The 15074-nt window shown below is 73.6% G+C and carries 9 protein-coding genes; 8 read left to right on the forward strand and 1 reads right to left on the reverse strand.

Features of this window, described 5'->3' with window-relative positions:
* Positions 1-115: 115 nt before the first annotated feature.
* The 6 genes from AB0C35_RS10065 to AB0C35_RS10090 all read left to right on the forward strand — a co-directional run bounded on the left by AB0C35_RS10065 (position 116) and on the right by AB0C35_RS10090 (position 7695).
* Positions 116-766, forward strand: coding sequence for an MBL fold metallo-hydrolase (locus AB0C35_RS10065; protein ID WP_358452671.1), 651 nt, complete (start codon positions 116-118; stop codon positions 764-766).
* A complete protein-coding gene (locus AB0C35_RS10070; protein WP_358452673.1) occupies positions 763-1446 on the forward strand; it encodes an HAD family hydrolase in 684 nt (227 codons plus the stop codon). Before AB0C35_RS10065 ends, AB0C35_RS10070 begins: the two co-directional genes overlap by 4 nt.
* Positions 1447-1603: 157 nt before the next feature.
* Positions 1604-1807 (forward strand): PspC domain-containing protein, encoded by a 204-nt coding sequence (locus tag AB0C35_RS10075; RefSeq protein WP_358452675.1) that lies wholly within the window; start codon positions 1604-1606, stop codon positions 1805-1807.
* Positions 1808-1964: 157 nt separating this feature from the next.
* The gene (locus tag AB0C35_RS10080; RefSeq protein ID WP_358452677.1) at positions 1965-5936 is read left to right on the forward strand and encodes a hypothetical protein; all 3972 of its coding nucleotides are present in this window, start codon (positions 1965-1967) and stop codon (positions 5934-5936) included.
* Between the two features lie 72 nt (positions 5937-6008).
* Positions 6009-7100 carry a winged helix DNA-binding domain-containing protein gene (locus AB0C35_RS10085; protein ID WP_358452679.1) on the forward strand — a complete coding sequence of 364 codons (1092 nt, stop codon included), beginning with the start codon at positions 6009-6011 and terminating at the stop codon, positions 7098-7100.
* A gap of 124 nt (positions 7101-7224) precedes the next feature.
* Positions 7225-7695: a hypothetical protein gene (locus AB0C35_RS10090; protein ID WP_358452681.1), complete on the forward strand. Its 471-nt coding sequence runs from the start codon at positions 7225-7227 to the stop codon at positions 7693-7695.
* On the opposite strand, the gene lysX is transcribed toward AB0C35_RS10090, so the two are convergent.
* The gene (lysX, locus tag AB0C35_RS10095) at positions 7692-10943 is read right to left on the reverse strand and encodes a bifunctional lysylphosphatidylglycerol synthetase/lysine--tRNA ligase LysX (protein WP_358452906.1); all 3252 of its coding nucleotides are present in this window, start codon (positions 10941-10943) and stop codon (positions 7692-7694) included. The two genes, AB0C35_RS10090 and lysX, sit on opposite strands and share 4 nt — an antisense overlap.
* A 254-nt stretch (positions 10944-11197) precedes the next feature.
* Between lysX and AB0C35_RS10100 the strand changes: the two genes are divergently transcribed.
* Positions 11198-13342 carry a protein kinase gene (locus tag AB0C35_RS10100; protein WP_358452683.1) on the forward strand — a complete coding sequence of 715 codons (2145 nt, stop codon included), beginning with the start codon at positions 11198-11200 and terminating at the stop codon, positions 13340-13342.
* Positions 13342-15054: a serine/threonine-protein kinase gene (locus AB0C35_RS10105; protein WP_358452685.1), complete on the forward strand. Its 1713-nt coding sequence runs from the start codon at positions 13342-13344 to the stop codon at positions 15052-15054. Before AB0C35_RS10100 ends, AB0C35_RS10105 begins: the two co-directional genes overlap by 1 nt.
* The last annotated feature ends 20 nt before the right edge of the window (positions 15055-15074 follow it).

The following is a 15074-nucleotide window of genomic DNA, read 5'->3' on the forward strand; positions in this document are numbered from 1 at the left end:
CCGCCTCCTTGCACCGGTTCGCGCCCGGAATTAGAACGTGTTCTATCAACGGGCGGGGGGCCGGTCAATGGGGCCGGGCATCCGGTGCCGGAAACCGGCGTGGGAAAATCGCCTGATGCGTCTCACCAAGCTCGGACACGCCTGCGTCCAGATCACCAAGGACGACCGGACCGTCGTCATCGACCCCGGCACGTTCAGCGGGGCGTCCGGCGCCCTCGCCGCCGCCGACGCCGTCCTGATCACCCACGAGCACTTCGACCACTTCGACGCCGACGCCCTGCGCGCCGCGATGGCCGAGCGCCCCTCCCTGGAGGTGTGGACGTCCCGCGTCGTCGCCGAGAACCTCGCCGACCTCGGCGGACGCGTCCACCAGGTCGGCCACGGCGACGCCGTCACGGTCGCCGGGTTCGACGTCCACGTCTACGGCGAGGACCACGAGATCATGCACCCCGACCTGCCGCCGATCCCGAACGTCGGGTTCATGCTGGACGGCGAGGTCTTCCACCCGGGCGACGCGCTGACCGTCCCGTCCGAGCCCGTCCCGACGCTGTGCCTGCCCGGCAACGCCCCCTGGATGAAGGCGGTCGACCTGTACGAGTACACGCGGGCCGTCAACCCGGGACGCGCCTTCGCCATCCACGACGGCCTGCTCAACGACATCGGCCTCGACGTCATGAACCGCGTCATCGCCGGCGCCGGGAAGGAACTCGGCAAGGAGTTCACCCGCCTCGCCCCCGGCGCCTCAGCGGACCTGGCCCGCCCGTGACCGACGACCTCCCGGCCCCCCGTGCGGTTCAGGCCGTCTTCTTCGACATCGGGGAGACGCTGATCAATGAGGGGGAGATCTACGGGCGCTGGGCCGACTGGCTGGGCGTGCCGAGGCACACGTTCCTCACCAAGCTGGGCGCGGTGCTCGCGACGGGCGGCACCCACATGGATCTCTTCGAGTACTTCCGCCCCGGGTTCGACCTGGAGGAGGAAGAACGCGGCCGCCTGGAGGCGGGCGTCCCGAACGGGTTCGGGCCCGACGACCTGTACCCGGACGCCCGCGCCTGCCTGTCCGGCATCCGCGACCAGGGCCTCTACGTCGGGATCGCGGGCAACCAGCCGGTGGAGGCGGCCGAGCAGATGGCGGCGCTCGGGCTGGACGCCGACGTGGTCGGGATCTCCGACGTGTGGGGCGTCCAGAAACCGTTGCAGGAGTTCTTCGAACGCTGCGCCCAGATAGCGGACGTGCTGCCCGACCGCGTCCTGTACGTGGGGGACCGCATCGACAACGACGTCCGCCCCGCGCTGGCGTTCGGGATGCAGGCGGCGTTCCTGCGGCGCGGCCCCTGGGGGCACATCCAGCAGGACGCCGAGGCCCTGCGCGGCTGCCTGTTCGTCCTGGACGACCTGGCCGCCCTCCCCGAACTCGTCGCCGACCACAACGCCGGCCGGCCGTGACGAGCCCTTAAGGGACATCCCCTAATCCCGGAGGAGGGGACGGGAACAGTTCGCGCGGCTGATGTGACGCCTCCTGTCCGGTTCGTAGCTTGGAGGGTGTGGACGCGAATTTCCGCGACCATGTTCACCGCTCGACGAATCGGGGAGAGGAAAACTCATGAAGGGTCTCTATCGTCCGCGCCACAACCGGATGATCGCGGGCGTCTGCGCCGGGCTCGCGCAGCGGTTCGGGATGTCGGCCGGGACCGTCCGGCTGCTGTTCGTGCTGTCGTGCCTGCTGCCCGGCCCGCAGTTCGTCGTCTACCTCGTCCTGTGGGTGATGATGCCGAACGAGGACCGCTACATGGCGAGCACCCGCTAGGCAAGATCATTGATAGTGCTTGGCCGGGCCCGCCCATAGGTGTTAGATCGTGGCACCACCATCGGACTTTTTCATCCGGCCGAGCGGCAGGCTCCGCCCGTGCGGACGGCCGAGGATGTGAGAGGTTCGTTCCCCCGTGGGAAGGGAAGGAGCCGCGGTGGCTGAGGAGGGCCCGGGTCCCGGCGGGTTCCCGGCTGGGGGGACGACGCCCCGCACCCCAAGGGAACCGCCCCGGACCGTGGACGAGTCCGCCCGCGAGTCCGAGTACGCGGCGCGGCTGCTGCGCTTCCTGCGCGATCTGGCGCGGGCGCGCCGGCGCCCGTCCCGCGACCTGTCCGCGCACGACCACGTCAACTGGCTGTCCGAACTGCCCGGTGACGTCTACGTGGAGGCCGACGCGGGGCCCGGCGACGTCCTGTTCAGCGTCCCCGTCATCCCGCTGACGCCGCCGGTCGTGCTGGAGGAGTTCGACGGCTGGCTCGCGCTCCGCAACTGGTACCGGATCCTCCGCGACCTGGCCGGGCAGGAGGTGGTGCTCGCGACCGGCCTGCTCTCCTGGCGCCCGGCCGTCCACGACCATCTGCTGAACACGCCCGTGCGCATCGTCGTGGACGAGCGCACCGACCGCATCGACGTCGTCCTCGCCGGGCGCACGAGCCTGCGCGACCGGGAACTGCTGTCCGGCCATCCCGGCTACCGGCCCGCGGACCGGGTGTCGGACGCCGTCCGCGCCGGGCGGGGCTTCGGGCTGAACACCTCAGTCGGCGACGTGCTGCGCGAATGGTGCTCGGTCGCGCTGAACGCCCCCGCCGACTACCGCGAGGACTGGGCGCCCGACGCAGGCACGGCCCCTCCCGGCCCGTGCCTGCGGCTCGCGCCCGCCCTCGTCGTCCGCCCGCCGGGCCGCCGCGCCGTCGCCGACCACCACGCCCGGCTCCTCGGCCTCCTGTCCGGCGGTGTCCCCGAGGGGCTCGCGCGGCTCGTGTCGCCGTCCAGGAAGACGCACGTCATGCACGTCCCCGAGCGTGCGCCGGAGACCGTCCCGGACCTGCTCGCCGGCCTGCTCACCCGCGGCCACCGCGTCCTGGTCGCCACGTCCGGAGCCACCGCGTCGGGTGCGCTCCGCGCCGCGCTCCCGCCCGGCCTCGCCGGTCTCACGGTCGCCGACCCGGCCGTCGCGGGCGCCGCGGCGAACGAGATCCTCGCCCGCACCGGCGCCCCCGACGTGGACGCGCTGGCCGAGCAGGAGAAGGCCGCCGCTGCGCGGGTCGCCGAGATCGGCGAACGCCTCCGCGCCGGCGCCGGGCGGGAACCGGACGGGCCGCAGGAGCGGCAGCGCGCCGAAGCGCCCGACCTGGCGTGGATGCCGGTCCGCCCGGAGATGCCGCCGGGCCCGCCGATCTCCCGGTCCGAGGCCGCCGAACTCGTCGTCCTCCTCGCGGAGGAGACCGGCGAACGCAAGGCCCGTACCGCGCAGCGCGACGTCGACCCCGGCGCGCTGCCCAGCGCCGCCTACGTCCGCACGCTGATCGAGGCGGAGACCGCGGCGGCCGAACGCGCCGAGCGGTCCAAGACCGACCTGTCCCGCCGCCTGCGCGACACCGACGTCACCTTCCTCGCCCGCCTCGACGGCAACGCCTCCGTCGTCGCCGCCGCGCTCCGCGACCTCGGCCTGGACGGCGACCCGGGCGGCTGGAACCCCGCCGACCTCGCCGCCCAGGCGTTCGGCGACGCCCTCGCCGACCGCCGTCCCCTCATCTGGTCGCGGGTCGCCGAGATGACCGCCCGGGCCCAGTGGGCGGAGGGCGCCCTGGCGGAAATCGGCGGCCACAGCGTCGAACTCCCCGGCAACGCGGACCTGCGCGGCTTCGCCGCCGCCGCCCACGACCTGCGCGCCCACCTCGCCGGCGGCGGCACCCTCAAACGCGGCCCGCTGCGCTCCTCCGCGCAGCGCCAGGCCGAACCGCTCCTCGCCGGCGTGAAGGTCGACGGCGTCGCGCCCACCACACCGGAGCTGCTCGACCTCGTCCACACCGACCTCATGGTGCGGATCACCTGCCGCGAGCTGCAGTACGTGTGGGAGGCCGCCGGCATCTCCTTCCCGGCCGACCTCCCGCCCGCCGAACGCGTCGCCCGTTTCGTCCGCGCCCACGCCCGCCTCGCCCGCGTCCGCGACGCCATGGCCGCCGTGAACGAGACCAGGAAGCTCCTCGACCGCTCCGGCCTCGCCATCCCGCTCGCCCATCCGCACCAGTGGCACGGCTACGTCGCCGCCCTCCGCAACGCCCTGGAGGGCCTCGGCGTCAGCCGGGCCGCCGCCGACCTCGACGCCCTCCGCGACTCGATCGGCCCGGTCGACGACGACGATCCCGCCGAACTCCGGTCGGCCCTGGCCGCCATCGACGCCCGCGACGCCGCCGCCTACGGCCGCGCCCTCGGCGCCCTCGCCGAGGCCCGGCACGAGCGGTCCCGCCAGATCCGCTGCGAGGAACTCCTCGCCCGCGTCCGCGCCGCCCACCCCGACCTCGCCAACCTCATGATCGCCACCGACGGCGACGAGGTCTGGCACACCCGCACCCCGCGCTGGGACGAGGCCTGGGCCTGGGCCCGCAACGCGGGCCGGCAGACCGCCCCGGCCGAAGAACGCCTCCGCACCGCCCTGGCCGAGGCCGAGGAACGCCTCCGGGCCGTCCGCGCCGACCTCACCGCCGCCCGCGCCTGGGCCGCGGCCCTCGCCGCCGTCCCCGCGTCGCCCGCCGGCCCGTCCGACGTCGTCCCCGCCTGGATCCTCCCGCTGTGGCGCATCCCCGAGATGCTCCCGCCCGCCCCCGACTCCTTCGACGTCGTCATCGTGGACGGCGAGCACGAGGCCGGCGCCGAAGCCCTCTTCCTCCTCTGGTTCGCCCCCCGGATCATCCTCGTCGGCCCGCCCGGCCCGGACCTGCCGCCCCTGGAGGGCCCGCCCCCGTCCACCCTCCTCCCACGCCACCTCCACGGCGCGATAACCCCCACGACCGCCCTCTTCACCGCCCTGACGGCGGAGCCTCCGCCGGTCGGGGAACCCCCGGCGCCGGAGGTCCCGCCCACGGCCGCGGAATCCACGCGTCCCGCCGACACCGTCCCGGACCCGGGGATCCCCGCGTCCGGTTCGAACGCCCCGCCCCAGCGGCTGGACGCGCGGTCCCGGGACCCGCGAGCCGCCGCCGCGCCGCCGGAGCCGGCCGCGGCCCCGCCCGCACCGAGGCCCTCCAAGCGCGCCCCCAGCGTGCCTCCCGGTGGTGATCCGGCCCGACCCCCCGCGCCCTCGCACCGCGGCGACAGACCCGTGGCGGGCTCGGGCGTCCCGCCGCAGCGGCCGGACGTCCGCGATCCGCATGCTCCCGAGCAGGATCCCGGCACCGCGAAACCGGAGCCGGCGTCCTCGTCCCCCTCTTCGTCTTCGTCCCCGTCTCCGTCCGCGCCTCAGGCCGGCCCCGCCCTGCCGCCGCGCCGGCTGGACGCCCCGCGCTGGAACGCACGAGTTCCGGGCCAAGGTCCGAGCGGCCCGCCTCCGGAGCAGAAGCCGCCCGCCCGGCGTGGGGACCGCCCCGTGCCCGGCGCGGACGTTCCGCCCCGGCGGCCGGAGCACGACTCCGGTCCGGGTGCCGCGCCTCCTGAGCCGGGCCCGCCCGCACAGGGTCCCCGGGTACCGCCACGGCGGCTGGACGCTCCGGGCCGCGGACCCCGCACCGCCGGCCAAGGCGAACCGCAGCCTCCCGCGTCCCCCGCCCAGCCCTCGAACATTCCCGCGCTCTGGGGTAAGCCGGGTGGGCGGCCGGGAACGGAACCGCCGGCGCGGCCCGAGCCGCCGAAGCCGCCCGAGCCTCCGGCGCCGCCCGAGCCGCGGCCGGCCGATCCGGTGGCCAAGCCCACGCAGGTCAGACGGGGACAGTCGATCGTCAACTACAAGCGTCCCGAACTGGTGGAGATAGTCGGACGCATCGCCGCGCGCGAGCCGGATCTCTCGGACGAGCAGATCATCGAGCTGGTGAGCCGCCTCCTCGGCTGCCCGGAGGACGAGGCGCTCCTCGTCGGCGCCCGGCTCCGCTACGCCGTGGAGGCGTACCGGGAGCAGTCCGGCGACGCCTAGCGAGGCATGGGAATAGAGCATTCCGTTCTGATACACTGGAACGGAACAGTTCGTTCTCTCGTTGGGACCGTGATGCGGATACTCGATCGCCGGACGCTGAACCGTGCGGCCCTGGAACGGCAGCTCCTCCTGAAACGCTCCCCCATGCCTGCTCGCGATGCGGTCGCACGGCTCGTCGCGATCCAGGCGCAGGAGATCAACATGCCCTACTTCGGCCTGTGGACGAGGCTGGCCGGCTTCCGCCAACGCGAACTCACCGACCTGATGACCGGCCGATCCGTCGTGCGAGGGTCGATCCTCCGCGGGACGCAGCACATGGCGCTCGCCGAGGACTACCTGTGGCTCCGTCCCCTCATGCACGACAGCATCCTGCGCGGACGGCAGGCCGCGTTCGGGCGCGTGACCAAGGACTGGGACCTCGACGAGCTGGCCGCCGAAGCCCGCAGGCTCCTGAACGGCCGGACCCTCACCCGCCCCGAGCTGGCCCGGAACCTCACCGAACTCTGGCCCGGCCGCGACAGGCAGGCCCTCGGCTGGTCCGCGCAGGCGCTGCTCCCGATCGTCCACCCGCCGCCCAGCGGCACCTGGAACACCGGCGGCGCCACCCCGTTCGCCCTGGCGGAGGAGTGGATCGGCAAGCCCCTCCACGACACCGCCCCCGGCCGCCTGATCCGCCGGTACCTCGCCGCGTTCGGGCCCGCGTCGGTCAAGGACTTCCAGATGTGGTCCGGCCTGCGCCGCATGGACGCCGCCTTCGCGGAACTCCGCCCGACCCTGGAGGTCTACAAGGACGAGAACGGCGTGGAACTCTTCGACCTCCCCGACACGCCCCTCCCGGACCCCGGCGCCCCCGCCCCCGTCCGCTTCCTCCCCTACTTCGACAACCTGATCCTCGCCTACGCCGACCGCACGCGCCTGATGACGGACGAGCAGCGCAAGGCCGTCTGCGTGGGCGCGACGACGAACCCCACGCTCCTCATCGACGGGCGCGTCCACGGCATCTGGACGCTGAAGCACGACAGGAAGGCCGGGCGCGCCGACCTGACCATCGACCTCTTCGCGCCCCTCCCCGACGAGCAGGCCGTCGAAGACGAGGCCGCCCGCCTCCTCGGCTTCGCCGCCCCCGACGCCGTCCACACCGTCCGCGCCACCCTCAAGCCCTGACGCGCTCCACGGCGCCGTGGTGACGCTCGTCCACCGACCGGTGGGGCCGGTCGTCCATGCGAAAGACGAACGGCCTTGGCGAATCCGCACGCTCATGTCGGAGGATGTCTGTACAAAGGTCTGCGTGAGCGACTGGGGCGAGGCGGCGTTGGCGCGGTTGCGGGCGGCCGTCGCCCGGGGCGACGGGGCCGCCGGGCTGGCGGCGCTGGAGGGGCGGCCGCTCGAACCGGTCCTGCAGTACGCGGGCGACGTGCTCGTCGCGGCACGGGGGCTGCCCGGGGCCGATGCGCTCGCGGGGGCCTGCGCCGATGCGCTGCGGTGCCGTGGGCGTCCCGGCGACGCCGAGCTGGCCGACGAGATCGAAGGCCGCTCGGAGCTCTCCCCGCTTCCCGTCGACCTGGGCGCCGTGGCGGCGGCGATGGACGACGGCCTCCAGGTTCTCGACCTGGAGCGCGGCGACGTCCTGCCGGCCGGCGAGGTCGAGGGGCTGCCGATCCCGCCGGCCGCCCTGCCCGAGGGGGAGGACGCCCGGCGGGGCGCGGCACGCGGATGGCTGGCCGGTCAGGGGTACCGCGCCGTGCCTCGCCGCCTCTAGGAGCCGGGGCGGACCAGCGGGAACGGGATCGTCTCGCGGATGCTGCGGCCCGTGAGGGTGATCATGAGGCGGTCGATGCCCATGCCCATGCCGCCCGCCGGGGGCATCGCGTACTCCAGGGCGCGCAGGAAGTCCTCGTCCAGCTCCATCGCCTCGGGGTCGCCGCCGGCGGCCTGGAGCGACTGCTCGGTGAGCCGCTTGCGCTGCAGGATGGGGTCGATCAGCTCGGAGTAGGCGGTGCCGAGTTCGAGGCCGAAGACGATCAGGTCCCATTTCTCGGCGAGGCGCGGGTCGGCGCGGTGCGGGCGGGTGAGCGGGGACGTCTCGGCCGGGTAGTCGCGGACGAACGTGGGCGCAGTCAGGCCCTCTTCGACCAGCGCCTCGAACAGCTCCTGGACGATCTTGCCCTGACCCCACTGCGGGTCGAAGTTCAGGCCGTGGCGTTCGGCGAACGACCGGGCGGCGGAGAGGGGCGTGTCGGGGGTGACCTCCTCCCCGAGCGCCTTGGAGACGGACTCGTAGACGGTGATCTCCTGCCAGGGTTCGGCGAGGTCGTACTCCACCCCGTCGCGGACGATCACGGTGGTGCCGAGGGCGGCGCGGGCGGCGTCCACGACCAGGGAGCGGGTCAGGGCGGCCATCGTGTCGTAGTCGCCGTACGGTTCGTAGGCCTCCAGCATCGTGAACTCGGGGTTGTGCTTGGGGGAGACGCCCTCGTTGCGGAAGTTGCGGTTCAGCTCGAACACGCGGCCGACGCCGCCGACGAGGAGGCGCTTCAGGTAGAGCTCGGGTGCGATGCGCAGGTAGAGCTGCATGTTGTAGGCGTTGATGCGGGTGGTGAACGGGCGGGCGGTGGCGCCGCCGTGGACGGGCTGCAGCATCGGCGTCTCGACTTCGAGGTAGCCGCGTTCGCGGAGGCCGTCGCGGACGGCGGCGACGGCGTCGCCGCGCATCCGGAGCATCCGGCGGGCCTCGTCGTTGACGATGAAGTCGACGTACCGCTGCCGGACGCGGGCCTCCGGATCCGACAGCCCGGAGCGCTTGTTCGGCAGCGGCCGCAGGCACTTGGCGGTGAGCCGCCACGAGGATGCCAGGACCGACAGCTCACCGCGCCGGGACGTGACGACCTCGCCCTCCACGCCGACCTGGTCGCCGAGGTCGATCAGCGTCTTCCACTGGTGCAGGGACTCCTCGCCGAGCGCGTCGGCGGTCAGCATCACCTGCAGGTCGGCGGTCTCGTCCCGCAGGGTGACGAAGATGAGGCGGCCGTGTTCGCGGGCGAGGACGACGCGTCCCGCGATCGCCACGCGGTGGTCCGTGCGGGTGTCCGGCGCGAGGCCGGGGAAGCGCGAGCGGACGTCGGCGGCGAAGTCGGTGCGTTCGCAGCCGAGCGCGTAGGGCTCCATCCCGGCGGCGCGGATCTGGTCGAGCTTGGCGTGCCTGACGCGTTCCTGCTCCGACAGCCGGCGCTGCGGCGCGCGGGCCACGTCGGCGGCCTCCTCGATCCGCTGGATCTCGTCGACGAGGCCGGCGGAAGGGACCATGGCGGCGGCCCGGTCCAGCTTGGGACGGTTCAGGTTCGGCAGGAACCCCTCGGCGCGGGCGTAGGCGAGGCCCAGCCGGACGAGGTGACGGCCCTGCATGTAGCAGATGTAGCGGGGACGCCAGTGGGGCAGGTACTTGGCGTTCGACAGGTACAGCGATTCGAGCTGCCAGAACTTCGACGCGAACGACAGGAACCGGTAGTACAGCCGCGAGACGGGCCCGGCGCCGATCTGGGAGCCGCGCGCGAACGCGGCGCGCAGCATCGCGAAGTTCAGCGAAAGCTGCTGCGCGCCGACGGCGGCGGCCTTCTCGGCGAGCTTGGCGACCATGTACTCGTTCAGCCCGTTCTCGGCGAGCCGGTCGCGGCGCATCAGGTCCAGCGACAGCCCGGCACGCCCCCAGGGGACGAAGCTGAGCAGCCCGCGCAGCTCGCCCTCGGCGTCGAACGCCTCGACCATGACGCAGCGGCCGTCGGTCGGGTCGCCGAGGCGGCCGAGGGCCATGGAGAAGCCGCGTTCGGTGTCCTCGCCGCGCCACGCGTCGGCGCTGCGGATGAGCTTGGCCATCTCCCAGGCGGGGATCTGCGAGTGCCGCCGGATCCGCACCGAGTACCCGGCCCGCTCGACGCGCCGGACGGCCTGGCGGACCTGCCGCATCTCGCGTCCGTCCAGGTTGAAGTCGGTGAGGTCGACGACGGCCTCGTCGCCGAGTTCCAGCGCGTCGAACCCGTGCCGGCGGTAGATGTGCGCGCCGCGTTCGCCGACGCTGACCGCGCCGGGGATCCAGGCGTGGGCGCGGCACTCCTCCAGCCACGCCTCGATCGCCTGGTCCCACGATTCGGGGTCGCCGAGCGGGTCGCCGCTGGCCAGGGAGACCGAACCCTCCACCCGGTAGGCGATCGCCGCCTTACCGTTCGGTGCGACCATGACGTCCTTGTCGCGGCGCAGCGCGAAGTAGCCGAGGGAGTCCTGGTCGCCGTACTCGGCGAGCAGCGCGCGCGCCGCCAGCTCCTCCTGGGGGCTCAGGACGGGGTCCTGGCGGCCCGGCCGGAACATCGCCCAGAACGTGGCGATCAGCAGCCCGGTCCCGAGGACCCACAGGATCGCGTCGACCCAGAACGGCACGTGGACGTCGATCGGCTTGCCCGTCACGCGCGGCCCGAGGACGGTCTGGGAGACCGCGTAGAGCGGCTGCGTCCAGAAGGCGCCGCTGTGGTCCCGGTCGGTGAGGGTGACGAGGAACGTGCCGATTCCGCAGGTCACGACCAGGAGGCTGGTGAAGACGAGGCTGGCGAGCCGGCGGTTGGCGCGGTCGGGCAGCGTGGTGAACTGCCCTCGCGCGCTGATCAGCAGGGCGAGGACGGCGAGGTAGACGGCGGCGGTGACGATCAGGCCGACGGGGGTGCCCTTGTCGGGGTTGAGAACGGTCGTCAGGACCGCGGTGACGCCGAGCGCCGTCGGCAGGCAGAAGATCAGGACGAGGATCCGCCAGGCGGCCTTCTTGCGCCGCCGGATGCCCATCGACAGCAGGATCCACATGAGGCCGATGGGCACGCTCGGGAACCAGCCGAGATACCCGATCCAGCGCAGTGCCCAGATATCGGCTATCTCGAGGATGAGACCATAGGAGACCCATGCGAGCAGTGACAGGATCCCGGAGAGACGGGTGTACCAGAAGAAGATCGTCGGGGCGGACTGGATCAGCCGCCCCCATTCGCCCCGCAGGCCGCCCCCGCCTCGCGGGTCCTTCGCCGCCGCCGCCCCCCGGTCGCCGCGCGGTGTGGTCCTGTCGTTCGTGGCGGGGTCATCAGTCGCGGATGTCACGTCCACCATGCTTCCGTCCGTACGGGTGCGTCCTGCGGCGAACCTCGGCGTGACGCCGGACGTCGTACGGGTAGGGGGATGTGGCTTGCAAGCTCGGTCCAAGGTTGTCAGCAAAAGTCGATATGGTCGCGGATATGCCAAGTGAACCCACCGGTGAGCGATTGCTCGCCCGCCGTTACCGACTGGTGACCCAGGTCGGCCGGGGCGGAATGGGGACGGTCTGGCAGGCACACGATGAGGTCCTCGGTCGTGATGTCGCGGTGAAGGAGGTCATCCTCCCGCATGGTCTCACCGATGAGGAACGCGCCGTCCACCATAAGCGCACGTTCCGTGAGGCCCGCACCGCGGCGCGGCTCGGCCATCCCGGCGTCGTCACCGTCTACGACGTCGTCGAGGAGGACGACCGGCCCTGGATCATCATGGAGCTCATCAAGGCGCGCTCCCTGGACCAGGTGATCAAGCAGGACGGGCCGCTGGAGACCCGCCGCGCCGCCGAGATCGGCCGGCAGATGCTCGCCGCGCTGCACGCCGCGCACGACGCCGGCGTCCTGCACCGCGACGTGAAGCCCAGCAACGTGCTCATCACGGGCACCGGCCGGATGGGCGAGCGCGCCGTGCTCACCGACTTCGGCATCGCGACCGCCTCCGGCGACGCCACCCTCACCCAGACCGGGCTGGTCATGGGCTCGCCCGCCTACATCGCGCCCGAACGCGCCCGCGGCCGGGTCGCCGGCCCCGCCTCCGACCTGTGGTCGCTCGGCGTCACCCTCTACGCGATGATGAACGGCAAGTCGCCGTTCGAGCGGTCCGAGCCGATGGCGGCGCTGGTCGCGGTGATCTCCGACGAGCCCGACCCGCCGCAGAACGGCGGCCGGCTCAACCCGGTCATCGACGGGCTGCTGCGCAAGAACCCCGACCAGCGGATGGACGCGATCGAGGCCGGTGCCCTGCTGGACGAGATCGTCCGCCAGGAGACCGTCGACACGCAGCGCACCATGGCGGTCGAGTTCTCCATGGACGAGCTTCCCGGCGCCCAGCAGGCGGCTCCGCCCCCGGGAGCGAACGAGCCGGGATCGCGCGGGCCGGGATCGTATGGGGCGCAGCCGTACGCGGAGGCGTACGCCGAGCCCTACCCGGAGACGTACGCGCCCGACCAGCCGGTCCCCGCAGAGATGGACGACCCCGGCGGCGCCACGAGCGTCGACCCGGTCCGTGCGGCAGGTCCGGAGGCGCCCGAAGCCCGCCCGGACCAGCTGACCAGCTTCGACATCCCGGCCGGCAAGGCCGCCAGGCCCGGCAAGAGAGGCGGGCCCGGCAAGAAGGACGGGTCCGGCAGGAAAGACGGGCCCGGCGAGGGAGGCGGCACCGGCGGCGGAGGCGGCGCGAAGGCCGGCCCCGGCGAGACGGCGCCCGACCCGGACCGCGTCTCGTCCTGGCGTTCCGGCCCGCGGACCGAGCCCACCGGCGGCGCCGTGCCCTCGGCCCACGGGTCGCTGAGCCACGGCGCCCTGAAGCGCGGGCCGTCCGGTCATGCCGGTCCAGATCACGGGGGCCCCGGTCACGGGACCGCGACGCACTTCCCGCCGACGACGCACGCGACCGCGCGCCCGGCCCTGGCCTCCAACCGGAACGTGCTGATCATCGCCGTGGTGGTGCTGATCGTCATCGTGGTCGTCGCGAGCATCGCGCTCGCCAACGGCGGCGGCGACGGGAAGAAGGCCCGCAACGAGGGCGCCACGACCCCGGTGACCGCCGGCCGCACCTCGTCCGCCTCCACGACCTCCGCGTCGCCCAGCGGCACGCCGAGCGCGGGGCTCCCCGCCGGCTTCACGATGCACAAGGACCGCAGCGGCTACTCCGTGCCCGTCCCGGAGGGCTGGAGCGGGCCGGAGCGCGACAAGGGCGGCGACTTCTTCTACTCGCCCGACCGCAAGGTCTACATCCAGATCGACCAGACCGACGACCCGGGCGACAGCGCGATCGACGACTGGCGGCGGCAGGAGCGCGGCGGCTCCGGCTGGCCCGGCTACAAGCTGATCGGGATCGAGCCGACCGGCGACGAGCCGCCCGTCCCCGACACCGGCGACGGCGACGACTCCGCGGACTGGGAGTTCACCTTCGCCGGCGCCGGCGGCCGCCGGCAGCACGTCCTCAACCGGGGGTTCGTGACGGACGGGCACGGCTACGCCATCCTGCTGCGCGCCCCCGACAAGGAATGGGACAAGGTGTTCTCCGACCTCCAGCCGGTCTACCGGTTCTTCGAACCCGCGGAAGACTGATGGAAGGCCGTGTCCTGGCGGGCCGGTACCGGCTCGTGTCCGTGGTCGGACGTGGCGGCATGGGCACGGTCTGGCGCGCCCGCGACGAGACCCTCGACCGGGACGTCGCGGTGAAGGAGGTCGTCCTGCCCGCCGGGCTGAGCGACGGCGAGCGCGACAACCGGCACCGCCGGACGCTGCGCGAGGCCCGTGCCTCGGCGCGGCTGAACCATCCGGGCGTCGTGACCGTACACGACGTCGTGGACGAGGACGACCGGCCATGGATCGTCATGGAGCTGGTACGGGCCCGCTCTCTCCAGGACATCGTGGACGAGGACGGGCCGCTGCCGCCCGGCCGCGTCGCGACGATCGGGCGGCAGATCGTTGGCGCGCTGCGCGCCGCGCACGCGATCGGCATCCTGCACCGGGACGTCAAGCCCGCCAACGTGCTCGTCGCGGACGACGACCGGGCGGTCCTCACCGACTTCGGCATCGCGCAGATGGCGGGGGACGCGACGCTCACCGGCACCGGCCTGATCATCGGGTCGCCCGCGTACATGTCGCCGGAGCGGGTGAACGGCGACCCGGCGATCCCCGCGTCCGACCTGTGGGCGCTCGGCGCCACCCTCTACGCGGCGACCGAGGGCAAGGCGCCGCACCACCGCAGCGACGCGATGGCCGTCCTCGCCGCGGTGATGACGCAGGACGTCCCGCCGCCGAGGAACGCGGGCCCGCTCGCCCCCGTCCTCACCGGCCTGCTGGAACGCGACCCGGTCCGGCGGCTGAGCGGCGACCGCGCCGAGGAGGCCCTGAAGGCGATCGCGTCCGGGCACGCCGCCGGCCTCGCCGCCGCGCAGCTCGCGTCGAGCGAGGCGACGTCGGTGGACCCGGCCGCGGACGCCGCCGCAAGGTCCGCGGCCACGACATGGGAAGCCGCCGCGCCGCCGCCCGTCCCAGGACCGGTCCCCGACATGACCGCGCAGTACCCGCCGGGCTCGGGAGACCAGTGGACGGCGCCCGGGTACGCCCCGCCCGGGTACGCGCCGCCAGTGCCGCCCGCCGCGTCCGGAACGAAGCGGAGACGGTCGGTCGTGCCGCCGATCCTCGCCGGGGTCGTCGTGGCGACGGCGATCCTGGCGGCGGCCGGCTTCCTGCTGTGGCCGGACGGCACGTCCGGCGGCGAACCCGACGCGTCCCGCCGGCCGACGACCGTCGCGAAGGAGCCCACGCCGGACGCGCCCACCGCGCCGGCCACGTCCTCCGCCTCGTCGGGCGGCCCGGTCCGGACGCCTCTCCCGGACGGCCTGGTCAAGGCGGGCGGCCCCGGCTTCACGATCGGCGTCCCGCGCGGCTGGCAACGTACCGTGCGGGGCAACAGCACCATCTGGACCGACCCCGCGAGCAGCGCCTACGTGCAGGTCGACCGGACACCCTGGACGGGCGACCCGTACGAGCACTGGCTGGTCTGGGAGCGTCAGGCCATCGCCGATGGGAAGCTGGCGGACTTCAACCGGGTCTCGATCACCCGCACGACCGTCGCCGGCGTGCCCGCCGCCGACATCGAGTTCACCTGGTCCCGCAGCGACGGCGCCGCCCGGGCGCGCGACCGCGGGGTGATCTACCAGGGCAGGCCGTACGCCGTGGTGGTCGCGGTTCCCGCGTCCCAGTGGAACGAGAACGAGGCACTCGTGAAGAATGTGCTCGACACGTTCCGTCCCTCCGGGGTGGGATGACCGACAGGGGGACCCTCTAG

It is taken from the genome of Spirillospora sp. NPDC048819 (assembly GCF_040650055.1).
In the GTDB taxonomy this organism is placed as follows: Bacteria; Actinomycetota; Actinomycetes; order Streptosporangiales; family Streptosporangiaceae; genus Spirillospora.